Annotated in this window: 21 protein-coding genes and 1 pseudogene; 14 read left to right on the top strand and 8 right to left on the bottom strand. The window is 45.6% G+C overall.

Annotation, left to right across the window (positions count from 1 at the left end; all coding sequences use genetic code 11):
- The first annotated feature begins 66 nt into the window (after window positions 1–66).
- Genes recQ through murQ form a run of 3 tightly spaced genes read left to right on the top strand, consistent with a single transcriptional unit; the run spans window position 67 to window position 3,155 of the window.
- Window positions 67–1,902, top strand: a complete 1,836-nt coding sequence (gene recQ, locus CAG57_RS13115) for an ATP-dependent DNA helicase RecQ (RefSeq protein ID WP_161428451.1) — start codon at window positions 67–69, stop codon at window positions 1,900–1,902.
- A complete protein-coding gene (locus CAG57_RS13110; RefSeq protein ID WP_161428450.1) occupies window positions 1,895–2,197 on the top strand; it encodes a DUF3630 family protein in 303 nt (100 codons plus the stop codon). The genes recQ and CAG57_RS13110 overlap by 8 nt, the downstream gene beginning before the upstream one ends.
- Before the next feature lie 49 nt (window positions 2,198–2,246).
- A complete protein-coding gene (gene murQ / locus CAG57_RS13105; RefSeq protein ID WP_161428449.1) occupies window positions 2,247–3,155 on the top strand; it encodes an N-acetylmuramic acid 6-phosphate etherase in 909 nt (302 codons plus the stop codon).
- Here murQ and CAG57_RS13100 read toward each other — a convergent pair.
- Window positions 3,152–4,474, bottom strand: a complete 1,323-nt coding sequence (locus CAG57_RS13100) for a metal-dependent hydrolase family protein (protein ID WP_161428448.1) — start codon at window positions 4,472–4,474, stop codon at window positions 3,152–3,154. The two genes, murQ and CAG57_RS13100, sit on opposite strands and share 4 nt — an antisense overlap.
- A gap of 195 nt (window positions 4,475–4,669) precedes the next feature.
- Between CAG57_RS13100 and CAG57_RS13095 the strand changes: the two genes are divergently transcribed.
- From CAG57_RS13095 to CAG57_RS13055, 9 genes and pseudogenes are all read left to right on the top strand, one after another.
- Complete coding sequence (locus tag CAG57_RS13095; RefSeq protein ID WP_161428447.1) at window positions 4,670–7,510, top strand: M16 family metallopeptidase; 2,841 nt, start codon at window positions 4,670–4,672, stop codon at window positions 7,508–7,510.
- Window positions 7,511–7,888: 378 nt separating this feature from the next.
- Window positions 7,889–9,052, top strand: coding sequence for a linear amide C-N hydrolase (locus CAG57_RS13090; protein ID WP_202597946.1), 1,164 nt, complete (start codon window positions 7,889–7,891; stop codon window positions 9,050–9,052).
- Window positions 9,016–9,267 (top strand): YtcA family lipoprotein, encoded by a 252-nt coding sequence (locus tag CAG57_RS16305; RefSeq protein WP_161428446.1) that lies wholly within the window; start codon window positions 9,016–9,018, stop codon window positions 9,265–9,267. The genes CAG57_RS13090 and CAG57_RS16305 overlap by 37 nt, the downstream gene beginning before the upstream one ends.
- 2 nt (window positions 9,268–9,269) lie before the next feature.
- Window positions 9,270–10,337: a multidrug transporter subunit MdtN gene (mdtN, locus tag CAG57_RS13080; protein WP_161425511.1), complete on the top strand. Its 1,068-nt coding sequence runs from the start codon at window positions 9,270–9,272 to the stop codon at window positions 10,335–10,337.
- Window positions 10,318–12,219: an FUSC family protein gene (locus tag CAG57_RS13075; protein WP_161428445.1), complete on the top strand. Its 1,902-nt coding sequence runs from the start codon at window positions 10,318–10,320 to the stop codon at window positions 12,217–12,219. Before mdtN ends, CAG57_RS13075 begins: the two co-directional genes overlap by 20 nt.
- A gap of 104 nt (window positions 12,220–12,323) precedes the next feature.
- Window positions 12,324–13,769 (top strand): TolC family protein, encoded by a 1,446-nt coding sequence (locus CAG57_RS13070; protein WP_202597943.1) that lies wholly within the window; start codon window positions 12,324–12,326, stop codon window positions 13,767–13,769.
- A 181-nt stretch (window positions 13,770–13,950) separates the two neighbouring features.
- The gene (locus CAG57_RS13065) at window positions 13,951–14,409 is read left to right on the top strand and encodes an ion channel (RefSeq protein ID WP_161428444.1); all 459 of its coding nucleotides are present in this window, start codon (window positions 13,951–13,953) and stop codon (window positions 14,407–14,409) included.
- A 425-nt stretch (window positions 14,410–14,834) separates the two neighbouring features.
- Window positions 14,835–15,665, top strand: coding sequence for a siderophore-iron reductase FhuF (fhuF, locus tag CAG57_RS13060; protein ID WP_161428443.1), 831 nt, complete (start codon window positions 14,835–14,837; stop codon window positions 15,663–15,665).
- 67 nt (window positions 15,666–15,732) lie between these two features.
- Window positions 15,733–15,933: pseudogene (locus CAG57_RS13055) on the top strand (type II toxin-antitoxin system HipA family toxin); the annotation flags it as partial.
- 402 nt (window positions 15,934–16,335) lie between these two features.
- Here CAG57_RS13055 and CAG57_RS13050 read toward each other — a convergent pair.
- Complete coding sequence (locus CAG57_RS13050; RefSeq protein WP_161428442.1) at window positions 16,336–17,202, bottom strand: YicC/YloC family endoribonuclease; 867 nt, start codon at window positions 17,200–17,202, stop codon at window positions 16,336–16,338.
- 263 nt (window positions 17,203–17,465) lie between these two features.
- Here CAG57_RS13050 and rph point away from each other — a divergent pair, with 263 nt between their 5' ends.
- Window positions 17,466–18,182 carry a ribonuclease PH gene (rph, locus tag CAG57_RS13045; protein ID WP_161428441.1) on the top strand — a complete coding sequence of 239 codons (717 nt, stop codon included), beginning with the start codon at window positions 17,466–17,468 and terminating at the stop codon, window positions 18,180–18,182.
- Between the two features lie 106 nt (window positions 18,183–18,288).
- Window positions 18,289–18,936 (top strand): orotate phosphoribosyltransferase, encoded by a 648-nt coding sequence (pyrE, locus tag CAG57_RS13040; RefSeq protein WP_099610830.1) that lies wholly within the window; start codon window positions 18,289–18,291, stop codon window positions 18,934–18,936.
- Between the two features lie 69 nt (window positions 18,937–19,005).
- Here pyrE and CAG57_RS13035 read toward each other — a convergent pair whose 3' ends face one another.
- From CAG57_RS13035 to coaBC, 6 genes are all read right to left on the bottom strand, one after another.
- A complete protein-coding gene (locus CAG57_RS13035; RefSeq protein ID WP_161428440.1) occupies window positions 19,006–20,235 on the bottom strand; it encodes an OFA family MFS transporter in 1,230 nt (409 codons plus the stop codon).
- 133 nt (window positions 20,236–20,368) lie between these two features.
- On the bottom strand, window positions 20,369–21,082 hold the full coding sequence (locus CAG57_RS13030; RefSeq protein ID WP_161428439.1) for a LytR/AlgR family response regulator transcription factor: 714 nt from the start codon (window positions 21,080–21,082) through the stop codon (window positions 20,369–20,371).
- Window positions 21,067–22,737, bottom strand: a complete 1,671-nt coding sequence (locus tag CAG57_RS13025; RefSeq protein WP_161428464.1) for a LytS/YhcK type 5TM receptor domain-containing protein — start codon at window positions 22,735–22,737, stop codon at window positions 21,067–21,069. The genes CAG57_RS13030 and CAG57_RS13025 overlap by 16 nt, the downstream gene beginning before the upstream one ends.
- A gap of 156 nt (window positions 22,738–22,893) precedes the next feature.
- Window positions 22,894–23,841, bottom strand: coding sequence for a Kdo(2)-lipid IV(A) acyltransferase (locus CAG57_RS13020; RefSeq protein WP_161428463.1), 948 nt, complete (start codon window positions 23,839–23,841; stop codon window positions 22,894–22,896).
- A gap of 5 nt (window positions 23,842–23,846) precedes the next feature.
- Entirely contained in the window at window positions 23,847–24,437 is a 591-nt protein-coding gene (gene slmA, locus CAG57_RS13015) for a nucleoid occlusion factor SlmA (RefSeq protein WP_099610827.1), read from the bottom strand.
- Window positions 24,438–24,580: 143 nt separating this feature from the next.
- Complete coding sequence (gene coaBC / locus CAG57_RS13010) at window positions 24,581–25,780, bottom strand: bifunctional phosphopantothenoylcysteine decarboxylase/phosphopantothenate--cysteine ligase CoaBC (protein WP_161428438.1); 1,200 nt, start codon at window positions 25,778–25,780, stop codon at window positions 24,581–24,583.
- Window positions 25,781–26,009 lie beyond the last annotated feature (229 nt).

The raw sequence follows: 26,009 nt of genomic DNA, 5'->3' as shown, positions 1-26,009 counted from the left end.
CACTACAATGGCAGATCTATTCTGATGCTGAACTATCAGTCTTCCCACTCATTAAAAAGAGCAAGCATGACCGCCACTTTACTCGCTGAACAATCCGCTTTCGCCTCTAACCCGCAGGATGTGTTACGAGAGGTCTTCGGCTACCCAAGCTTTCGGGTGGGTCAGCAAGAGGTGATTGAGGCGGCAATGGCAGGGCAAGATAGTTTAGTGATCATGCCAACGGGTGGTGGCAAATCGCTCTGTTATCAAATTCCAGCCCTGATCCGCGACGGCGTTACGGTGGTGATTTCTCCGCTGATTTCGCTGATGAAAGATCAGGTTGACCAACTGAAAGCAAACGGGGTAGCGGCTGAATGTGTCAATTCAACCCAGAGCCGAGAAGCGCTACAAAGTATTTATCAACGTATGCATGCGGGGCACATTAAACTGTTGTATGTGTCACCGGAACGGGTTCTCACCTCCGACTTTATTGAACGATTAAATCACTTGCCGATCGCGATGATTGCCGTGGACGAAGCTCATTGTATCTCACAATGGGGGCACGATTTCCGGCCAGAATACGCCGCATTAGGTCAGCTTAAACAGCAGTTCCCTCATATTCCGTTTATGGCTTTGACGGCCACTGCAGATGATGCGACACGTGGTGATATCCTGCACCGACTGCAGCTTAATCAGCCACATATTTATCTAGGCAGTTTTGATCGCCCGAATATCCGTTATTCATTGGTTGAAAAACATAAGCCGGTGTCGCAGGTGATTCGCTATTTAGAAACCCAAAAAGGGTTATGCGGAATTATTTACTGTGGCAGCCGAAAAAAAGTGGAAATGTTAACAGAGAAGTTGTGCAATAACCGAATTCGCGCCGCCAGTTATCATGCTGGAATGGATGCCGATGAGCGCGCCTATGTTCAAGAAGCATTCCAACGTGATGATATTCAGATCGTCGTTGCAACTGTTGCCTTTGGGATGGGTATAAACAAGCCCAACGTTCGTTTTGTGGTGCACTTTGATATTCCGCGCAATATTGAATCTTACTATCAGGAAACTGGTCGAGCGGGTCGTGATGGCTTGCCTGCTGAAGCCATGATGCTCTACGATCCTGCTGATATCGTTTGGTTACGACGCATGCTGGATGAAAAAGAAGAGGGGCCGCAAAAACAAGTCGAAAGCCATAAACTGACCGCCATGAGCCATTTTGCCGAGGCGCAAACGTGTCGTCGCCAAGTGCTGCTCAACTATTTTGGCGAATACCGTGATAAGCCGTGTGGTAATTGTGATATTTGTCTTGACCCACCTAAGCATTTTGATGCAACCGAACAAGCGCGCAAAGCGCTCTCTTGTGTTTATCGGGTTAATCAAAGTTTTGGGATTGGTTATGTGGTTGAAGTGCTGCGTGGGATGCAAAATATCCGTATTCGCGAAAACGGTCATGACAAGCTCTCCACCTATGGCTTGGGTCGCGATCATAGCCATGATTACTGGGTGAGTATCTTTCGTCAACTGATTCATAAAGGGCTACTGCATCAAAACATTACCCGTAACTCGACCTTACAACTCACGGAAGAAGCACGTCCTATCTTACGTGGTGATAAAGCGATAGAGCTGGCGGTACCTCGTTTAGATACGGCGGCTCGGACGGTAAAAGCCGATAAATTATCGAGCAAGAACTACGACAAAAAATTGTTTGCGAAATTGCGTAAGTTACGTAAATCGCTGGCCGATGAAGAAGGCTTGCCTCCTTATGTTGTCTTTAGCGATGCGACCTTGATTGATATGGCAGACATCTTACCCACCTCCTATGGCGAAATGCTGGCGGTGAGCGGTGTGGGGCAGCGAAAATTAGAGAAATACGCAGATCCGTTTTTGGATGTTATTCAGGAGCATTTAACCGGATATGGCTGAATTTGTCTTAGGTGAGTATTTAGCCGGACAAGGCTGCATTATTTTACGTACTCCAACTTGGGATATTGATACGTTTCCTGAGTTGGCTGAGCGTCTAGTTCGGTTACTTTCAGCCACGGTGATCGAAAAACAGCTGGATGCCGATCTGCATAGCTGGTTGATTGATTTCGAGGGTTGTCCGTTATTGTTGCGGGCCGAGCATTACAGCGGCAGTATTTGGATTGAGGCACTATCAGCCCAAGAGAGTGAAGAGGAATTAATCTTTCTCGCTCAGTTATTTGCGCGGGGTATTTAACGGTCAGTGCCTCATAGAGCGTCGATTCTATTTTAGTGGTGAGTCTTTAATGAAGATGAATTTAACCCAATGGATTACCGAAAGTCGTAATCCTGCTAGCGCGACAATTGATACCTTATCTACTTTGGATATGTTACGCATTATTAACCAAGAAGATCAAAAAGTAGCACTTGCCGTAGAAAAAACCTTACCTGAAGTAGCGCTCGCGGTTGATGCGATTAGTACTGCTTTTCAGTCGGGAGGAAGGCTCATTTATATCGGAGCTGGCACCTCAGGACGACTGGGCATTTTAGATGCTAGCGAATGTCCCCCTACTTATGGCTCGTCACCGGATTTAGTTGTTGGGCTAATCGCGGGCGGGCATCCCGCAATTTTAAAAGCAGTCGAAAATGCGGAAGATAATGCTTCGTTAGGGCAAACTGATTTACAGGCGTTGAACCTGACCAGTACAGATGTCGTGGTCGGGATTGCAGCCAGTGGACGGACGCCGTATGTCCTTGGAGGAATGAGATACGCCAAAACCGTCGGAGCGAGCGTTGTTGCCATTGCTTGTAATCCTAACAGTTCGATGGAGCAGATAGCCGATATTGCGATTACGCCCATTGTGGGGCCTGAAGTGGTGACTGGCTCATCGAGAATGAAAGCGGGTACGGCACAAAAGCTGATTTTAAATATGCTAACTAGTGGTGCTATGATTCGTTGTGGTAAGGTGTTTGGCAACTTAATGGTCGATGTAGAAGCAACCAATGCTAAGTTGATTAAGCGGCAAACGCAGATTGTCATTGCCGCAACTGGTTGTAATGAGGAAGAGGCAGACAAGGCTTTACATGCCTGCCAGCGTCACTGCAAGACCGCTATTTTGATGATTCTTGCCGATCTGGATGCGAAGCAGGCCAGTCAGTTACTGGCAGTGCATCGTGGGTTTCTGCGTCCAGCGCTGCAAGCCAGTCTCTCTTAGTGGAGAGTATTTTTATATAGCATCCCGTTTTTCATAATGACTTGCAGATTTTCGGTGTTTTCTAAAATCGTTAAATCTTGTAGCGGATTGCCATTGACGATCAGCAGATCGGCCAAAGCTCCGGTCTCGATAACCCCTAACTTACCTTGATAAGGCGCACGCTCTCCTGAGAGCATCAGTAGCTGCGCATTGTCGTAGGTAGCCATTTTCAGTACTTCAGCAGGGGTGTACCAGCGAGTCATAATACTCAAAAGTTGCGTTTGCCCTTTGAGTTTTTCCGCACTGAACAAAATGTCGGTTCCCCAGGCGACATTTACCTGATGCTTTTTCGCCAAACGGTAAGCACGATCGGTACCCTGTTCGACCATCTTTTGCTTAATACGTTGTGGTGAACCGTCGGCAAATGCCGATTTTCGATCGGAGGTAAATGGCTGCAAGCTCCACCAAATGCCTTCTTTTGCCATCCGTTTTACGGTTTTTTCATCCACCAGCTGACCATGCTCAATGGATTTAACTCCACCATCAATGGCTTGATTAATCGAGCGAGGGGTATAAGCATGCACTGCCACATAGGTGCCCCAATTTTCTGCCGCTTCTGTTGCCGCGCGGATTTCTGCAACACTGTATTGAGTCACATCCAGTGGATCGTAAAATGATGAGACGCCACCACCTGCCATCAGTTTAATTTGCGATGCCCCGAGGGCTAACTGCTCTCGTACATGCTGGCGAACTTCGTCCGGACTATCAGCAATCGCTGAAGTGCCTGTCCTAACAGAGATGGTGTGTTTTTTACTATCTGCGCTGATCAGTTCATTAGGGAGTCGAAAATCACCGTGTCCGCCGGTTTGGGAAATAAAAGCCCCAGATGGCCAAATGCGAGGCCCGGTGGTGATCTGCTTATCGATCGCCATTTTTAAGCCGAATACTGGCCCACCCAAATCGCGCACACTGGTATAACCCCGTTGCAGCATATCGGCAGCGGTTTTAGCGGCAACAATATTAATAAAACCTTGATCAGCAAGCATTAAGGTTTGTTGAGGCAGGGCGGCGAGCATTAAATGAGTATGAGCATCAATCAATCCCGGCATTAAGGTTTTGCCTTGCCCATCAATCACTATAGTATTGGAGTCAGTGATGTTAAGAGCTTGGTAATCTTCGATTTTACTGATCAGGTTATCTTGCACATAGACATTTTTTGCTGCGCTGAGTGTTGCTTGTCGTCCATCAAATACTTGCACATTTTTAAATACATACTGGGCGGCAAAAGTAGGCCAAGCGATTAGGCTTACACCTAGCAGTAGCCAAAGCGGTTTATTCATTTTATCACTCCAATCAACTAGCGGCATGACACCTTGGTGCACAAACAGATAAAAGTGTAGCGATATTTGGCGAAACTATCCGATTTTAAGAGCAAAAATGCCAACTTTGTTGAATAAACCTCAGCGGTTTACTCGTTGAGTTGCTTGATGTTTTTGTATGCTTTTGTATGTAACCATTCTAAAGCGAGATAAAACATGAATAATAACGATTCTTTTTTACTGATGTTATTCGAGGTTGTCTCTTGTCTCTTTACTCGGTTAATGCCATTCTTTGGCGCTTGCTACATCATCATGTCTCTACACTCGGTTGCCAATGAATTAACCCCTGATCCACGAATCCACCAAGGTCGTTTAGCTAATGGCTTAACTTATCAGTTGATGGTTAATCCATACCCAGAAAAAGCCATCATCATGCGCATGCAAATTGCCGGTGGCTCGCTGGTGGAGTCTGAACAGCAGCAGGGATTGATGCATCTATTAGAGCATATGGCGTTTAAGGGCTCTCGATCCGTTCCACAAGGGGATATGATTGCTCAGCTAGAAAAGCTTGGTCTTAGTTTTGGTTCGGATACCAATGCAATTACTGAGTATCATCAAACGGTGTATCAATTTAATATCACGGAAGGCACTCAAGATAAGCTTACAACTGGGCTGATGTTAATGCGTGAGATTGGTGATCAACTGACTTTAACACCCGAAGCTCTAGCACAAGAAAAGCCGATCGTAATGGCGGAAATACGCGAAAAACAATCGATGGAGCTAGATGATTATCAATATCAGCAAGCATTTTTGTACCCAGACAGCCCATTGGCGAGTCGTCTGCCAATCGGCTTGGAAAGCGTAGTTATTCAAGCGACAGTAGCACAATTACGTGATCTCTATCAGCGCTTTTATACACCAGAGCGCACGACCATAATTGTTGTCGGTGATATTGATATTGCCGCCACAGAGCGTCAGATTCAGCAACGTTTTGCCAACTGGCAACCACATCCACAGGCGGTTTTAGTTAGTGATGATCCACTGCCAACCTTGACAGTCCAGCAAGAGCTTAGAGCGGATAGCTTTTTTGACCCACGTTTACCGACGACGGTGACTTTGGGTATGTTACAGCCTCAAGATGTACTTGTTGATGGTATCGCAAGACGGCATAGAATGCTTAACGACTGGCTAATTCGTCATCTGTTGTATCGCCGCTTAACCGCCCATCTGCCAGAGGAGGATATGGGGCGTCGAGTCAATGTGGCCTTATTTGAAGAGTTTAAACATGGCTTACGTTTTCAATTATCACTCAATTCAGCACCTCAACAATGGCGAGAAAGCCTTACCCTGCTAGAGCAGACCATGCGTCAAGCTTTGGTGGGTGGTTTTACTGAACAAGAAGTTAATCGAGCATTAGACTTGATCGAACAAGATATACAGCATGATCTAGCTCAACCACTAAGTGTGAATAGCTTTGGTTTAGCTGAGCAATTGGTCGATTTTAACGCTCGCGGCTTATATTTTTTAGATCCCAAGCAGGAATGGGCGTTGTTTCAACGATTGAAGCCTAGTTTGACTGCATCAGCACTGCATGAAGCCCTGAAGCAGCGTTGGCAAGGGGAACCATGGATTTATCTGACTCACTCTCAACCAGAAGAACAGGTGGCAAAGCAGCTTCTGAGCGTCTATCAGCAAAGCCAGCAGCAGCCGATTAGCGCTCATCAAGAGCAAAAATTGACTCCGTTTGCTTATGCAAATTTCGGTAAGCCGGGAAAATTCATTGCCGATAAGCGTGATGAACAGGCAGGAATCCGCCAACTGGTTTTTGCTAATGGCGTACGACTTAGTTTGAGACCCACTCAATTTGAATTGGGACAAGCGATAGTGCAGCTCAAAGTCGGTTTTGGTGATGTAGCCCTGCCTAAAAGCGAAGGGCTAACCACGTTATTTCAACGTAGCTTTGTTCTTGGAGGATTAGCTGAGCATAGTTATGCTGAGCTGGGACAAATATTAGCAGGGCAAGGTTTAGCTGTGGGATGGAAACTATCGGAGCAAGGGTTTAATGATGCCGTCTCTGTGCGAACCGAGCGATTAAGAGCGCAGCTAGGGTTACATACCGCTTTTTTGATTGCGCCAGGGTTTAGACCTGAAGCGTTACACCAGTTTCGGCAACAAGTGCGAGAGCATGCATTTAGCCGCCATACCAACGCTGAAACGTTATTTTGGCAGCGATTCGCTGAGCTATTACATCCAGAGGACATAAACTACGCCCTTGGCCGCGATCAAGAGCTATTGAAGCGAGATTTTTCTGAAATCGCCCTCGTGCTCGCATCGGCCGTCGATCGTGGCTTACTTGAGGTCACGATTGTCGGCGATATTGATGAATCTCAGGCGATTCAAGCGGTAGCCGAAACATTGGGTGCGATAGAGCGTCATCCGTTGCCAATCACCAAGCGTCCAGTCGTAGCTCGCCTGCCTGAGTTACCAGCGAGCCGCCAGTTGAGCCATCAAGGAGCGGTTGATTCAACAGCTCTGGCTTGGATTTGGCCTAATCTTGATAGTTACTCCGTTGAGCAAGCGGCGAAAATCTTGTTATTAGATCGCGTTTTGCAACTGCTGATCACTGAAGAGCTACGAGTACAAGCGGGGATGAGTTATTCACCTTATACTTTCCATTCTAGTGCGAAAGAACCGTCAGAGTTAGGTTATATCGGCTTATTTGCGCTGGTTGATAGACAGCATGTATTGTCTATTGAAGGTAAAGTTGACACGCTCATCGAGCAACTGGGTTCAGGGCAGCGAATAGACGCTGATTTATTGGCGAGAGCTAAGCAGCCTTTATTACAATCCATCGCTCATGTCAGTAATAGCAATGGATTTTGGTTAGAGGCTACGGCAATGGGCCGAACTCAACCAGAGTATTATCAGCGCGTGCAGCAAATTTATGATCATATTGCCGCCGCTGATATTCAGTCAGTACAAACAAGTGCCCAACGCTATTTAAGTAAAGACAAGTGCTTAAAAGTGATTACCTCGTTTGGCGAGTCCGTGGATTAATTTACTGAATATTGGTTGCAAAGAAAGCCAACTGACTTTGTAAATATAAGAATGCTACTCGTTTAATTCGGGTGGCATTTTTTTTCAAGCACGAGGATCACGATTTTTAAATACATTTTTAAAACAATCCATCTCCTTTTTAAATGTATTTATTTTTTATCGTTATTTAGTTGTCAGTAAAAACTGATGATTAGCAATGAATTTACAACATTGATGGTGCGGAAAAACTCTATTTTTTGAGATGAACTAATGAGAGAGGTGAATTCATTGACAAAGCCATTGATTGAACTATATTTTTTTTACGAATACTTTGTCGATACACCTCCTATTAAATGGGGATTCATGTGACTTGGTACAGAATTATTTCAAGGAGCTGTCATGCACGCATCATCTACACTCAAACGAACACTCATTTCAACAGTACTTGCGGCAACGTTTATGCTTCCAGCAATTAGCCAAGCTTGTACGTCACTTTTGTATACTGATGCCAACGGTGCGCCTTATGCGGGTAGGACCATGGAATTACCGGTCCAGCTAGATTATAAGGTCGCTTTCTTTCCCCAAGGCTCGAGATTTTCTTCCCATGCCGATAAGCATGCCTCTTTAAATTATGAAGCAAAACACGCTTTTTTATCGATTGCCATGCCAGATCCTATTACTAAAGATCTTAAAGTAGTCGAGGGCATTAATGATCAAGGGTTGAGTTTCAGTGTCTTAGCTTTTGCAAGTACTGAAGGCCCAGAAGATATGTCAGACAAAACTCAAAAAATGTTATCTGCGATCGATTTAGGAAGTTGGGCATTATCACAATTTAAAACGGTGAATGACGTCAAGACCGCGTTAGAGAAACAGCCTGTATTGGTCACCGCTCTATTACCCATGGGATTATTGAAAACCCCTTTCCACTACACTCTACACGATGCTAATGGTCACTCTATCGTTATTGAGTTTTCGAATGGTAAACAGCATATCTATGAAAATCCTTTAGGTGTTATGACCAATGGTCCTGAGTTTACTTGGCACTTAACTAATCTTAATAATTACACGTTTTTAAGTAATATCGACCAATCAGAGATAAAACTCGGCGGGGTAACGTTTAAACAACCGGATTCAGGGATCGCAACGGCAGGATTGCCAGCATCAAATACATCGGTAGGCCGCTTTGTTCGTGCGGTTTATTATGCTCAGTTTACTGAAAAAGCGAAAACACCCGATGAAGCCGTCACGACCTTGGCGCATATTATGAATAATTTCGACCGACCTCGAGGTATCACTATTGATAGTCGTATGACCGAGGCTCTTCAAGATAAGGTAGCTCCTGGAGTGGTTGGCCACCGTATGTACACATCAGAATATTCGACTTGGACTTCGTTATCTGATCTTAAACGGCTGCGATTAAGTGTTCGTTTATATGAAAGCTTAAATTACGTCACTTTTGACCTAGGAGCATTACGCAAACAATCAAGTCCAATGGTCGTTCCTCTCAGTCAGTTCTCTGGTGGAACATGGGATGGAACGCAAACGCTCTTATCTCATCAATAAGGGGCATATCGGTGATCCCTTTGTTACCCTTTTATGGCGCTTATTTTCCGTCTTGGCTTATATGCGCCATGATTGGGATAATTAGCACGGTATTAATACGTATTGTCTTAATCCGACTTGGTGTTGATGAAGGCATCCCGTTACGAACGATCGTTTATATCGCGCTTGCGAGTATGATTACTTTGACGCTAGCGATCACTGTTTTTGGAGTTTAGTGATGTCTAACTCTGCTTATACACGTCGATATAGTGTTGTGGGTACTGCCTTGGCGATAGCGGTTGTACTTGGCGCACTTGTATCGGGATGGTATTACTTTCAACACAGCGCAGATAAAGCTCTTTCTGAGGATGCGGTACTGAGTGCAAATGTTGTTAACGTTGCTTCTATCGTTGCAGGACGAGTAATCACTATTGCTGTAACCGATAATCAGCGTGTCGACGAGGGACAGTTGTTATTTGAAATTGATCCCAAACCCTATGAAATAATAGTCAATAAAGCCAGATCAGAATTACAGCTTGCTAAAGCATTGCGTGATGCTCAGCGTAGAACAATTACGGCTGAGTCATCCAATGCTGCTATCGCTTCAGAACAGGTTCATCGTGCTCGTACCAATCTCTCTCTTGCAGAGAGCGCACTTGCCCGGCTATTACCATTAGTGGCTAAGGGGTACGTTACCGTGCAGCAAGTGGATGACGCGAGAACGGCTAGAGATGATGCTCAAACCACGCTCGAACAAGCCATACATCAAGAGGCTGCGGCTCAAGCCTTGATCACCAGTCTTGATGAGTCAGAGGCATTGGTTGGTGCTCGGCAAGCAGCGTTAGCGATTGCTGAGCATGAATTAGCGGCAACTCAAGTACGTGCCCCACATGAAGGTCTTGTCGTCGGTCTCACGGTTTCAACGGGAGAGATTGTTGCTCCCGGGCAGTCTCTGTTTACGCTTATTGATACTCGTAAATGGTACGCTTTGGCGACTTTTCCCGAAACAGAGCTGGCTCATATTGCTGTGGGCAACTGTGCACAGGTTTATATACTGGCAGATCGTTCTATTCCCGTTTACGGTCGGGTTGATAGTATCGGTTGGGGAGTGATATCTGAAGAGCTGATCAATTTACCTCGCAATGTTCCTTACGTACCCAAATCATTAAATTGGGTACGGATTGTTCAACGCTTTCCTGTACGAATCATTATCGATAATCCTCCAGCATCTTTGATGCGTGTAGGGGCTTCAGCGGTTGCGGTAGTCAAGCATAGCGAAAATTGTGATGACCGTTCAAAAGAGTAATACTCGCGAGTTGATGTCGTATTTATGGTCTCAATCTCTGGAGGATTTACAGTCAGCGCCAGGGCGAGCGGGTTTAGCTTGGCGAATTGCACTGTTATGCGCTTTGGTAACCGCGGTCGGTATGATGTTTCAGATCCCTGAAGCTGCGATCAGCTGCTACCTAGTCATCTTTCTAATGAAGCCTGATGCGGTAGTCAATATTGTCACGGGTTTTGGCTTTCTCATCTTATTGCCCGGACTTATTGCGTTTTTGGTTTGGCTTATCAACCTAACGAATGGTTCGACGATGCATATCATGGCGGCTATTGTCGTCACTTCTGTTTTTCTGGTTTATCTTGGCGCGGCAACACAGCTAGGGGAGCAAGGTAGCGTAGCGGCGTTGATCATTGCTTTTTTACTTACTTTGATCGTTAAGGCACCGTTTGGCGAAGCGGCGAGCTTTGCACTGCGTGAAGCTTGGTTAATGGCTGCTATGCCGATGATATTAATGATCGGCTTTAATTTTCTACTCGGATTTTCACCAGTACAGCTATTACGGGATAAATTGCGCTCTCGATTGGCCGTGACTATTAAGGCATTAGAAACAGGTGACTCAGCCGCGTTACTTCAATATCTACGCGAAGGAAATAGTGCCTTTGAGCCGCAAGCGCTTACTGTAAAAGCACTTCGTTTAGTTAATCTTTCTGCCGCGCAACAGATAGCTACCGATATTCGTGCAGGTTTTAAACTCATGCTTGCTGTTTCCGCCTTACCCGCCTCTATGGATGCTGATCGCCGGGTCGCTCTAGTGGATGCTATTCGTGATATTGATGATTCACTTGCTCTGGGGAAGGCTCCCCAATGTTCAATTGCTCGTGCTCAAGATCTTGACACTGAAATGGGAGAAGCAGAGAAGCAGGCCTGGGATGCGCTCTGTTTACTTGCGGGAGCGAGTGAGCCTGAAATCGTGTCGATAAGCAAGCCCGCATTTGTTGCCCCAGACGCTTTCACTAATCCTGCCTACACTCGTTTTGCATTCAAAACGACCTTAGCTGCGATGATTTGTTTTCTTATCTATACCGCTATCGATTGGCAAGGCATTCATACGGCGATGATTACTTGCTATGTAGCAGCATTAGGAACGGCAGGAGAGACTTTACACAAGTTGGCGCTGCGCATTGTTGGGTGTTTGATAGGAGCATCACTTGGCATTGCCTCTATCTTTTGGGTGATACCTTATATCGATGATATTGCTTCGTTAATGGTATTGATATTTTTAGGCTGCTTAATTAGCGCTTGGATTTCAACGGGGCCAGAGCGTAGTTCTTATGCTGGTGTTCAGGTAGCGCTCGCCTTTCTACTCACCGTATTGCAGGGTTTTGGTCCGAATCTGAGTTTGGAAACCGCGCAAGGTCGAATTTTTGGTATATTGCTCGGTAATGTTGTGGTTTATCTGATTTTTTCTCGTCTTTGGCCCGCGCCTTTAGAGGGCGAGGTCCGTACATTATTTTCTCGTGCTCTATCGGAGTTGGCTCGGATGGCTAGGTTACCTTCCCATCAACGCATACAGGCTTTGGGGCATACTGCTGCCGTAGAATCGTTAGTCGGAAAATGTGATGAAGCATTGTGTCTATTGCCGTTTGAGCCAAAATGGTTACGTCCGCCACCAAAACGTGAAGCGGCTCTTAAAAAAGCGATGGATGAAATAGAATCGCTCAATAGAGCCATTTGGTTGAGCGATGAAACGGACCTTGGACCACTTGCTGATTTACTTGATGATCTTGCACTACGATTTCAAGATAAGTCCGGAGAGCCCGGTTCTTATAATATTGAATTAAAAGAGCGTTCTGATCTTTCCGCATCATTTATTGATTCACTGGATCACGTTATGGAGGCAGCATGATAAATAACGGTCGATATTATTTGCGATGTCGTGTTTGTTCTTCATTCATCGTATTAATGATGGTTTTGATAGTCTCTGGCTGCGTATCTAATGTGGATCACAGGGTGTCTCCAGCTCCGGATCAGCCATGGGTACCAAGTGATGAGGATAAAACCGCATTATGGAGTTTGGCTGGTTCCGATGATAGTCAGCCCACTCCAACTCATGTTATTCCAGACTTCAGTATTCCCGAAAACCCTGCTCGTGCGCAATTTAGGCAAAATGAGTTTATTGATTCTGAACAACGCTATGGGCTCCCTGAATTGATTGATTTGGCACAACGAACGAATCCAGAAACACGAGCGGCTTGGCAACGCGCGAGACAAGCGGCAATTGCGGTTGGCATGGTCGAAAGTACTTACTTACCTTTCATTGCAGCAAGTGTTGTGGGAGGATCTCAGACGCTCACCGTTCCATTACCGGAAATTTTCGGCCAGCGTCATATCGATAATACAGAACAAGGCAGCGCACAAATACTGTCACTTCAATGGCTTCTGTTTGATTTTGGACAGCGAAAAGCGCTTACAATGGAAGGTCAGCAGGTTGCGGTAGCAGCAAATATTTTATTCAATGGCACACATCAAAAATTGATTTTCGATGTCTCTCAAGCTTATTACGGTTATGGTGCAGCCATTCAACGGCGAAGTTTTGCTGAGGAGGCCTTACACAACGCTCAAGATATTCAAGCGGCGGTTGCAGCAAGAGCGGATCAAGGGCTCGCTACGGCCATGGATGTCGCTCAAGCACGGCAGGCCGTCGCTCAGGCTAAATTTCGTCGTATTCAGGCTATTGGTGATGAGCGTACGGCTTATTATCATCTGCTTGCCATTGTCGGTGTTAATAGCGAATTGAACGTTGATGCTGCTAATATAACGCAACGCCCCCTTCCTAAACCTATTGATACTCCTATGGATAGGCTAATACAGCAAGCCTTATCACAACGTCCTGATGTTGCAGCAAGTTACGCCGCTTTACAGGCGAGTAAAGCTGGTGTTGATGCGGCTCAGGCGGGTTACTTACCCAAGGTTTATTTGGGTGCAAGTGCTAGCTGGGGATCTGGAAATTTCGATATTTCTGGTCTTCCCTCAATCAGTCAGCAGGGATCTGGGAACAGTGTTCTCTTGGGAATAACCGTACCTATTTATGATGGCGGTTTAAGAAGTGCGCGGGTTACAGAGGCTAAGTCTCGATCTGAGGCTGCTGAGGATGAGTTTCAGCGGGTACAAAATGCTGCCGTAGCAGAAATTATTGCTGCACATAACGCTTTACGCACGGCACATGAAGCCTATCATGCAGCAACCGAGCTGGTTGTAGCTGCGTCAATTACTTACGAAGCCGCCATTGCCGCTTATCGTAATGATATCGGTACGATTGATGCAATCACAGTCGCAGATACGGCATTACTTGATGCCCGACAAGCGCAAGGGGATGCTCATGTGGCGACACTTATTAGCTCAGTTAACTTAGCTTTTATTATGGGTAAACTGACTTCGCGCGAGAGCTTGCTCTGAAGTTAAAAATGCAGCCTCTAAGACGATAGCCATTGTTATTGGATTATCTCTGTTTTTTCTTAAGTCAGATTATTCATCCGCTTAGATAATTGAGATGGCAATATAACTACTACTGAAATATATCGCTTTCTAGCATTCAGGGCTTTACGCATTAATTTTTGACAATAGGTAAAGAAATAACATGAGCAATATTAAAAGTTTTAAGCCTTTTTCTATCGCTAAAATATATTTATTAGCCATTTTGCTGGTCTTTAGTCTCTTCTATGTGCATGCATGGTTAATATTTGATGTCGCTGGAGATTTTCTACGAGCTCATCCTTGGTTTATTGAGCACTTTAGCCCGAGCTACGCAGGAAAGATAATTATCCTATGCTGTTTTATGATCCTATTTTTTGCCCATTTACTTGAGGTTGTCGGGTGGGGGATATTTTTGCGTTGGGCTGGATTAGTGTCTTCGGTCACAGAGGGATTATACTTTGTTGGTACCTCAATCAGTACTCTAGGTTATGGTGATGTTGTACTCACGAAACCTTGGCGACAGATTGGGCCAATAATTGCTATCGCTGGAGTGCTTAAGTTCGGATGCTCAACGGCTTTTCTCTTCTTTGTAATCCAAACTGTGTGGGAAAATGGTTTCTAAAAACAGATAATTACTATCATTTAAGGTGCTTTATCGCTGAGTATTACCATCAAAATATCATCATTACTCGGTGACACTTCCCCCTTCTTTATCGCCCCATATTCTAATCAGACCAGTTATACCTCTCAGTTATTTTATTGATAATTGTTTGTATTCGCATTATTGTTTGTGTTAATTTGTTGTTGCTGCTATGAGAAAGAATCACTTGTGGAGAAGATATTATTGTTTTTCCCTGCGTGACGTTATGCCACTTCAGCCTTGTAAACCCTCGAGGAATTAACCAAAAAATGGACATAAGTACCCCCCGATTAATCTTGTTAGTCCGACCCTGAAGCGCTGTGCCCAATGATTATCCCTCGGGTGCGAATCGCGAAAAGTTATCACCGAAGTGATGAACATAATGAAGCCAATGGGGGACTACCATCATGGGAATAATCACCCTAGCTAACCAGCTCAACCATTTGCTCAGTCAAAAAGCGGCATTTTATGCTCAGCATTTCAAAGCCATCGATAATTTGCAGCAGTTACCTCCAAATGCCCATTGTTTAAACTCGGTGCTCAGTGCGACACATTACAGACCATGGCTGGAACAGTTTGCTCTTAGCTATCGAGTAAAAGGGAGCGTTGTTGGAGAGGCAACGCGAGAAGTCGATGCAAGGGCATTACATTCAATGTGGAGTCAGTGGTTTTTTGGTCTGCAACTGCCACCTTTATTATTGTGGCTGTTTTGTTGTCCGCCCGGTAGTGAGCTTCAGCGTGCCATTGCTGCGGCATCCAGTTGGGATAATTGGTACTTTGAAGCGCACGAAAGTGGTCGAGTAGAAACTTTTTATTTATTGCTTAGTCCAGAGACGAATTATCTTGCTTCCGTCAGTCAGCTTGCCAGTTGGGAGCAGCTACTCGAACGACTGCTCATCCCGATCGTCGAGCGTTTAACTTGCCTTAGCCCTGTGGCTGCAAAGCTTCATTTTAGTCATCAAGCTTATATTGTGCATTGGTATCTGGGGGAGCTGTCACTCCCTGATAGCTGGCGTGATCAACGGATAAACGAGATATTCTCTCGTCCAGAGTTATCATTAAGGGTAAGTGATCAGCCGACAATCAATCCCTTTTGGCGAAAATTAAGACTTAAGGAGCAGCAAAGCGCGCGTATCGTGTGTTGTCTGCGCCACAAACTGCCTTGCACCCAAATGTGCGCAGATTGTCCGCTCGATAGGGAGGCTCGCATGCATGCCGGCCAAAAAGCTTGTGGTTAGTGCGCTGTTTGATCAGAATGAGGGGGATTAAACTTTGCCCACTACTTGCCTATGGCTTTTACTAAATCTTGGTGCTGCTTTTTGGCTGATTAAGTTTACCTCGAAAAATCTCGCGCTCGGCGATGAAGAAGGTTTGTGTGAGGCGGTGTATTTGCAAATGGCTGAGCAAGCTAAGTGTCAACCGCCAATTTGGCAGCTCATTAAAGCACCGAATACAAGCGGTGCGTCTGCTTGGTTGGCGCTCAAGCGTTTTGATTATGTCACTCAATAGACTAATTTAAGCAGCAATCGCAGTTCAGGCCGATTGCATATGCACAGCGATTTTTTACAACAATAATAAGGGACAACAATGAAGCTCGCTCAGCATGGGTACCTGAAAGGTTGAATGACCGTCTAAAGGTCTACCAATTGTTACCCATAAAATAACTTTATGTATAAGCCAAAATTGGCCAAAGCGGCGACTTTGCGTGCATTGAGCTTGCCCATAGTGTTCTCCTTATCATGGAAAGTTACTCACCATTTAAGGGCATACTAGATCAATCCTACTCACCACTAAACTCACCAGTTGGTTGAAAACAGCGGAAAGGTTTTGAAATCCCCTGAAAACAAAAAAGCCCCAATTTACAGGGGCTTGGTAATATTAAGTAAGCTCAAAGAGACTCAAAAAACCTTATTCGATGTTTTGGATCTGCTCACGCATTTGTTCAATCAGCACTTTCAGCTCTACACCAGAAGCGGTGATATCGGTCGAGATCGATTTTGAGGCCAGTGTGTTCGATTCACGGTTAAATTCTTGCATCATAAAGTCGAGTTTTCGGCCACAAGCACCGCCTTTCTTAAGCACATTACGAGTTTCTTTGATATGAGAGTCGAGGCGATCCAGCTCTTCTGCTACATCGGATTTTTGTGCCAGTAGAATGAGTTCTTGCTCGACACGAGAGGTATCTAATTCAATGTTGGCTTCTTCAAATTTACTGAATAGACGCTCACGTTGCCATTGGAGAATTTCTGGCATTCGTGCGCGAACTTTTACCACTTCTTCGCCAATAGCCGTTAAGCGTTGTTCAATTAACGCTTTCATATTGTCGCCTTCACGACCACGTGCTTCAATAAAATCGCTTAGCGCATCATCGAAACCTGCTAGCAGTGTTTTGTTAATGCTATCCATGTCTTGTTCTGGGGTTTCCATCACTCCCGGCCATTGCATCACTTGGAATGGGTTGATGCGGCTGAGTTCACCGGTCATATGCATGATCTGGTTGGCAGCTTTAATTACTTGCTCGGCAAGCGGTTCATTAATGATCAGTTCACTATGTGCAGCGGCACTGGCTTCATAACGTAAGTGACATTCAACTTTGCCACGGGCTAATCGTTGACGAAAACGTTCACGAAGAACCGGTTCTAGGCTACGAAACTGTTCGGGTAAGCGAAAATAAGTTTCTAAATAACGTTGGTTAACAGAACGAATTTCCCATACGGCGGTGCCCCATTCGCCTTTCAGTTCTTTGCGTGCGTAGGCAGTCATGCTGTAAATCATTACCATATCCTTAATTGAGTCGGCTTTTTAGCGCAATAAGTCAATAATACGGCAAAGATTGGCGAGATCCTAGGTTCGATCCCTATTCACTTACTTGATGATCCAGCTTGCTTGGTGATCCAGATAGTTGAAAAGCGAGTGAGCATGGATTGCTTGTGTATTCCGTTTGAGTTTTGACTATTGCTCGCACCTAGCACCTAACCGTTATTTCCAGTATAATCTCGCTCCAATCTTGTTTATTCCTTCACAAAAGGCATTTAACCATGCGTCCAAATGACCGCGCGGCAGATCAAGTTCGCCCAATTAAAATCACTCGCAATTATACGGCGTATGCTGAAGGCTCAGTACTCGTTGAATTCGGTAATACTAAAGTTTTGTGTAATGCAACGGTGGAAGAAAATGTACCGCGTTGGCTAAAAGGTCAAGGTAAAGGCTGGGTAACCGCGGAATATGGCATGTTGCCCCGCGCGACGCATTCGCGTACCCGCCGTGAAGCGACGACTGGCAAGCAAGGTGGTCGTACGATGGAAATTCAACGTTTGATCGCGCGCAGCTTACGTGCGGTGGTGGATCTGGAAGCGATGGGCGAGTTTATGATTACGGTTGACTGTGATGTGATTCAGGCCGATGGTGGAACTCGTACCGCTTCTATTTCTGGCGCAAGTGTGGCGATGGCCGATGCTTTTGCCCACCTTGTGGCACAAGGAAAATTAAAAAAGAACCCAATGAAAGGTCATGTTGCTGCTGTTTCGGTTGGCATTTTAGGCGATGAGGTACTGTGTGATTTAGAGTACGTTGAAGACTCAGCTGCCGATACTGACATGAATGTGGTGATGACGGAAGAAGGCAAGATGATCGAAATTCAAGGCACGGCAGAAGGCGAACCATTCAGCCATGATCAATTGCTAGCGTTACTGGCGTCGGCCAAGAAAGGCATTGGTGAGATCTTCGCCGAGCAGAAAGCCGCGTTAGCGGAATGATTGAGTCAGTAGCTCCCATTAAGGGGGCTATTTTTTTATCTATTGCAAGAAGTTAGAACCTAGGTCCTAGGTCCTAGAACCTAAAACCAACATCGAGAGAGTATTCATGAAAGCCTACCAGCGTGAATTTATTGAGTTTGCCTTAGAAAAGGAAGTGTTGAAATTTGGTGAGTTTACTTTGAAGTCCGGTCGTAAAAGCCCTTACTTTTTTAACGCTGGCCTGTTTAATACGGGGCGTGATTTGGCGCGACTCGGCCGTTTTTATGCCGCGGCACTGGCAGATTCTGGTATTGAGTTTGATGTGCTGTTTGGCCCTGCTTACAAAGGGATTCCGATTGCCACCACTACCGCCGTGGCCTTAGCGGATCACCACGATATCGATACGCCTTACTGTTTTAACCGCAAAGAAGCCAAAGATCATGGTGAAGGTGGCAACTTAGTCGGCTCCGCGCTGGAAGGGCGCATTATGCTGGTGGATGATGTGATTACCGCAGGGACAGCGATTCGTGAGTCAATGGCAATCATTCAAGCCAATGGCGCTGAGTTAGCGGGTGTTTTAGTGGCGATTGATCGTCAAGAGAAAGGTAAAAGCGAACTATCGGCGATTCAGGAAGTTGAACGTGATTTTGGCTGTCAGATCATCTCTATTGTGAGCTTGAACGATTTGGTTACCTATTTACAAGAGCAAGGAACGGATGCTGCCCAACTGGATGCAGTGAAAGCTTATCGTGCTCAGTATGGTGTGAACGGCTAAATAAAACCGCGGCTGGTGATAGAAGCCAGCCGCGGAGTTTTTTCTGATTGTGAATCCGTTCCTAATCGCTTAGCGAGTGTGTGAAGATAAAGAGGCTTGCCAACCGATAGCTGTGGATTGTGTCTCTTTCGGCGCACGTAGCCAAAGAGCAATACACAGTGATACACCGAGCAGCAGTAACATCACGCTGAAAGTCGCTTCAAACCCGCCAAATAAAGAAGCAACCATCGATCCAAAAAAGCTTCCTAGGCCAAAACCAAGATAAATAACCCCATAGTTTTGGGTCAGAGAATTGAGCCCAAAGTAATCACTGACTAAGGTTGGAAATACCGTAATCGCGCCGCCAAAACTGAATGCAACACAGGCAATCGCCATAAAAAATCGCATTTCATTGAGGGGGACAAAGAGTAAGATGCTCACACCTAAGGTACAGATCAGTAACGCAATCCCCACCACTTTGCGGCGCTCCATTTTATCCGACAAAATGCCTAGGACTAAACGTCCCGCTAAATTAGCCATCGCCAGAATCGCTACCGAAGAAGCGGCCGCCGCTGTTGAGAGGTGTACTTGCAGTTCGCCTACGTCTTTTGCTACGCCAATTACGTATAAACCGCTCATACAAATGGTGAAAAAGACCGTAGCCAATAGCCAAAATTGAGGTGTTTTAGTGCTTTGTTGTAATGAGTATTCTTGGCGTTGGTCGCTACTATTGTTGACTTGGCTGGTTGTTTGAATCGGGGCATCGTGCATTAATAAGCCACCGAGCACCACCAAGCTTCCCGCAATCAGTGCCCACATGGTAAAGGTCATGCTTACGCCACTTTGCTCAAGAAAATATAGGTTAATGTATTTAAACCCTAAGCTACCCAACCCATATGCGCCAATGGCACAAGCTGAAGCTAAGCCTTTACGTTCAGGGAAAAACCGCACGCAGTTAGACAAGGTCATTAAGTAGCCAGTGCCATCGGCAAAGCCAAGGATCAAACCAGCACTGACATACAGTAACCAGACTTGGGAAACTTGCCCAGCCCAGAGTAAACCCAAGCTCAAGACTAACCCTGCAGCAATAGTAACACGACGTACACCAAATCGTTTTTGCAGTAAGCCAGATACGGAAGAGGCCAAAGCAAGCGCCAAGGTTAATAGCCCAAAAGAAAAGGCAACCTGATTCACCGGCGCGGCTAATTTTTCCGCGAGTGGTGCGTTAAATAAGCTCCAGGTATACACAGAGCCGAGCGCAAATTGTGCAATCACGGTGCCAATTAAGGTCTGTAATCTTGGGGTAATCATGTGTCGCATAACGGTACTCCATAACAAAATGAGTAAGGATTACCGTTAAGATACGAGCCTTATTCCCCTATCAGCAATAGGGTTAAAGCAAGATAAAATGAGCTGCATTAGTGGCGCATCAAATGCAATTATTTGGCATGAATTACAATTGCATTCGCTCGCGGAAGGTTTTTAAGTTACTTCGACTGACAGGAATAGTGGCTTCACTTCCCTGTAAATGGAGCAGATAAGTACTGTTGACCCAAGGGATGATTTCCTGCACGCGAGTAAGGTTGACACAATAAGAGCGGTGACAGCGGAAAAAAGAGTGGGCGGGAAGCTGTTCGCATAGCTCGCTGATCGGATATGGCACATAAAACTCACCGTCATCACAATACACCAGAGTAATTTTCTCCTTCGCCATGGCATAAATCACCTGCTCAGGCTCGGTAATCCGAATCCGATTGTCGCGCATAAGATGCAGTGGCGCACTGCAGGGAATCGGTTGACTGATTACCTGCGTCAGTTGTAATTTATCGAGCACATTTTTCACTCGTTGTTCATTGAGTGGTTTTAATAAATAATCAAAAGCTTCCAGTTCAAAGGCTTCTGCCGCGTGTTCTTTGTAGGCCGTGGTGAAAATAATATAAGGAGGTCGAATCGCCGGCGGCAGACTACGAGCTAATAACATGCCATCCATGGCTGGCATATTAATGTCTAAAAACAACACATCTACCGGATGGTTTTGTAGATATTTTAACGCTGACAAACCATCGTCAAAGCTGGCGATAATCTTGATATCACTATGTTTTTCAATTAAATAACGTAGCTCCTCTTGAGCCAGATATTCATCCTCAACCACTATTGCGCGTAACATGCTTTCCCCTTAGTCAGAATATCGAAGCGAATTTGTGTTCCAGGGTTTAATCGTTCAATGCGTAGCCCTTGACCGTACAATAATTGTAACCGCTGATGTACATTCATTAGCCCGATATGCTGGCTATTAATTTCTCCTCGATAGAGTTGTTCAATTAACTCTGGTGCGATACCGACACCAGTATCGGTAATGGTTACCTGCGCACCTTGAGCGGTGACTCGCACTTGAATCGTGATCTCACAAGCGTGGGCAGAAGGTTGAAACCCATGTTGGATGGCATTTTCCACTAAAGGTTGGATCAACAAAGGCGCAACCGAGATAGACACCGGTTCGACATCGAAGTGAATTTTTAATTTGTGACCGAACCGTGCTTGTTCAATGGCAACATAATCACGCACTTGTTTGAGAGCGTCATCGAGTGGAATGAACCGTTGTGTGCAGTGTAAGTTATAGCGCAAAAAGTCAGCCAAATTACCGATTAAGCTGCGTGCCTCATCCGGACGCAGGCGAATCAAACTCGCAATCGCATTCAGTGCGTTGAATAGAAAATGCGGATTGATCTTGCTTTGCAGGGCCGAGAATTCGGCTTGGCTAGCCATCTCTTTGAGTTGTTCAACACGCGACACTTCCAACTGGGTTGAAATCAGCTGTGATAAGCCAATCGCCATCTCTTTTAACGGACGATGAATTCGATTGGGCTGTCGATAAAAAATCTTTAAAGTGCCGGTTACCTGCTGATTTTCCCATAGGGGAATAATCAATAAAGAACGAAAATGATATAGATTCAAATTGTTACTGATGATCTGCTGACCCAGTTTTACCGCTTGCTGAGTCAGCTCACTAATTTGATGATGCGCATCGAGATACTCTTCTTCACCAATGCCAACATAGGCGAGAACGTCTTGTGTGTCGGTAATGGCTACCGCATCGGCCTGAGTATTGTGACGGATGACTTGACACCCTTTGGTGAGGGCACTGCGGCCTCCTTGGCGAAAATAGGGCAGTGTTTGGGTCGCAATATGAAGGGCTTGTTTGGCTTGCAAGGCGGCCAGTCGCTCTTTCTCATCATCAATGTGTTGAACTAGTTGAATAATTAAGCCAATACAGAGTGTGCCGGCGATCATCGGAAAGCTAATATGGCTGACAATGTTATAAGCTAGCGGGTGATCTTCTGCGAGTAGGACAATTAACCCCATCGTCAGCGCTTCACACACCATGCCAACTAAAATGCCATAGCGGGCATAATGTATTTTATCGGCTCGATAATGGATCAAAGCCGATAATAAACCGGCTACGATACTGGCAATTAAGCAGGCTTGTGACGTTGGGCCATCAATATCAATTAAGTAGCGATGCAGCCCAGAGACAACTCCGGCACTGATCCCAACCCATGGGCCAAACAAAATCCCGCCAGCGACAATGGCAATAATGCGAACATTGACCAATGAGCCATCGACGTTGACGCCCGTGTAGGTACTAAATAGAGCAAAGCCGATAAAAAGGGCTGCCAGCAGTGCTGTTTCTGTCGGGCGACGCTCGGTTTTTTGCACAATGGTTTGAATTAGGTGTAACCGTGTTAGCCAAAATAGCACCATCAGCAGTAAGGCCGCACGTTCAAACACCGCCAGCAACATCACAAATTGGTCGTTATACATCATGGTAAGAGCGAAAAATGAAAAGGGAAGCCAGTGTAACGGACTTCCCTTTTCATTACCTATGATTCAGATCATTGGCGAACAAAACCGATGATATCAGCAAGCTGAACGCTTATCTATCAGCCGCTACGGGCAATGGTTTTTATGCGCAAGGGGTTAATGATAACGGCTATGCTTCAGTTCAGGATCGGGTAAAGTTTTAAAGCGTTTATGCAGCCACATCCACTGTTCTGGGGCACGCAAAATAACATGTTCGACGTATTTGTTCATATAAGCGGCTGCGGCAGTTTCGTCTTTTTGTGGGTAATTTTCTGCAATCGAAAGGTCGGCTCTGATCTCATATTTACCTTGTGCATTCCTAAATCCTGAACCCATGACGATGGCACACCGACTGGTATAAGCCAAAATACTGGTTCCAGTTGTGGTACAGGCATTATTGACCGCAAAAAATGGTACAAACACCGACTTGTTACGTCCGTAGTCGTGATCTGGAAGATAGAACAAACGTTGACCTTGGCGCAGTGTGCGTAGCATGGTTTTCAGATCTTTTCGGTCAATCAATTGATTACCATTACGCGTTCGACCACGATACTGAATAAAATCGTATGCCGGATTATTATGAGGGCGATAGGCACCATAACCCGGTAATCCTAAAACCGCGAAGGCGCGCGCAGTAATTTCCAAATTGAGAGCATGGACACAACACAGCAGTACGCCTTTACCTTGTTCGGAGTATTGGCGTATGACTGCGGTATCTTTATCTTCTAAGATCCGTTTAAAACGCCAAGTAGGCCAAAACCAAGTTATGCCTGTTTCAATCAAGGCCGCGCCGGTATTTTTAAAATTCTCCACCACAAACTGGTCAATGTCTGTTGCGCTCATCTCGGGGAAGGCTAATTCAAGATTGCGTTGTGCCACTTTTACCCGTTTTTTACCAAAACGCATGGCAAACTTGCCTAGGCTTCGCCCCAGCTTCAATAAGACAGGATAAGGCAGCAGATTGACCAACAGGGCTAAGAAGCCAAATCCGGCCCATACACCCCAATATCTGGGATGCACTAAGGCCAATGAAAACTCAGGTTTTCCGTATTTCTTTTTACTCATCATGGTTACTTAATTTGTGCGCTAAGCAGGGCCCAATAATCATCAAAATTAGCGGTAGGCAGATATTTAAAATCGGAGCGTACAAAACGGTTTAAACTGCCTTCCACCTGTCCCAGTAATTGCGCGGCCAGTGTCCCTTCATCAACGGGAAAGGCTTTTCCTTCACGCAGTTTACGTTCGCGTAAAATTTGTCGTAATGAGGTTTCTATCCGTTCGTACAGTTGGTTGATCCGTTCACGCAATCGTTCATTTTCAAACATTAATGCATGGCCGGATAAAATTCGAGTCAAGCCAGGATTACGCTCAGAAAAGGCTAAAATTAACTGCATCACTAAACGAAGACGACTTAAGGTATCTTTCTCTTCATCGAGAATGCGGTTAATCCGTGACATTAAAGACTCTTCAATAAACTCAATCAAGCCTTCAAACATGCGAGCCTTGCTCGGGAAGTGACGATAAAGGGCCGCTTCTGAGACACCCACTTGTTTTGCTAATTTGGCGGTAGTAATGCGTGAAGCCCCTTCATGAGACTCAAGCATTTGCGCCAGGGCTTGGAGAATTTCTTCACGTCGATTGGTTTTCTTACTACCGGCCATAACCCGTTTTCCTTTTTTACCAATAAGATAGGTGATTCATAATGGGTAACGCGTGCTTGCACGGGAATGCTTTATTCGTACGGTAAATCAACATCATTCGTACGGCAAGCCAACATCACGTGGTAATTTCACTCACCCATGTGCTACAGCTGTTGTGCAATCAACAACATTAACGCCTGAGCTAATTCACGCTTACTGGCCAGAGGGAGTTCCTGCTTGCCATCGTGCCAATAAACGGTTAATGCATTGTTATTACTATTAAAGCCTTGACCGGCGATAGAAACATCATTTGCGCAGATCATATCAAGATTTTTCTTCGTCAACTTGCCTCGTGCGTATGTTTCTACGTCTTGTGTTTCTGCAGCGAAACCAACGGTAAAAGGACGATGCTCAGCTAACCCAGCCACAGAGGCGACAATATCAGGATTTTTGACCAAGGTAATATTGAGAGTGTCATTTTGAGCGCTCTTTTTCATTTTTTGTTCGGCGACCTGCTCCGCTCGGTAGTCAGCGACCGCCGCACAGCCAATAAAAATATCACAGCTTGTCGCGTGTTCCATGACAGTTTGATGCATGTCTAACGCGCTTTGTACATCGATACGTGACACCTCGGTTGGTGTCGGCAGCGACACTGGCCCGCTAATCAGAGTTACCTTTGCCCCTAAAGTAGCGGCAGCTTCAGCAATGGCAAATCCCATTTTTCCTGAACTATGATTAGATAGATAACGTACCGGATCTAGCGGTTCACGTGTTGGCCCCGCGGTTAATAGTACCCGCTTACCAGCTAGTGGCTTAGGAGCAAAAAACGCCTCGCAGCGGGTGACTAGCTCCATCGGCTCTAACATGCGCCCTGGACCAACATCACCACAAGCTTGTTCTCCCGCGGCCGGCCCCCAAATATAAGCGCCACGCCGAGCCAAAGTGGCAATATTTTCTTGGGTAGCGACATTGTTATACATTTGCTGATTCATGGCAGGCGAGATCACCAGAGGAGCTTGAGTGGCTAACACCAAGGTCGTGAGTAAGTCATTGCCCATTCCAGCGGCTAATCGTGCAATCAAATCTGCGGTTGCCGGAGCCAGTAAGACGATGTCTGCCCATTTCGCCAGCTCAATGTGTCCCATAGAGGATTCTGCCGCAGGGTCAAGTAAGCTGTCGGCTACGGGGTGGCCAGAAACAGCCTGCATCGTAAGTGGAGTAATAAACTCTTTGGCTGCGTGGGTCATCACCACTCGTACTTCTGCGCCCCGCTCAATAAAACGACGCGTTAATTCTGCACATTTATAGGCAGCAATACCGCCACTAATGCCAAGCAGAATTTTTTTTCCTGCTAATGTTTGCATGCTTGAATTCCTCAAAATAGTGGGCGCAATGTTAGCACAACTTCTGAATAATGTTGGAGCCGTGTCAACAGACCCGAGGCTGTTTTACGGCCATTTAGCGGTTATCACACTAAACTCGACCTGCCTTCACAGATATTTTTTTCTCGTTATGCATCATAGAGCAAGAAGCTTTAGCTTCCCTTTAAAGCGCGATGCAAATAATAAAATAACAATAGGCCGAAAGGATGCT

Origin of the sequence: Vibrio sp. V30_P3S12P165, assembly GCF_009904905.1 — a bacterium.
GTDB lineage: Bacteria > Pseudomonadota > Gammaproteobacteria > Enterobacterales > Vibrionaceae > Vibrio > Vibrio fujianensis.
This window is presented reverse-complemented; position numbering and strand designations above follow the sequence as displayed.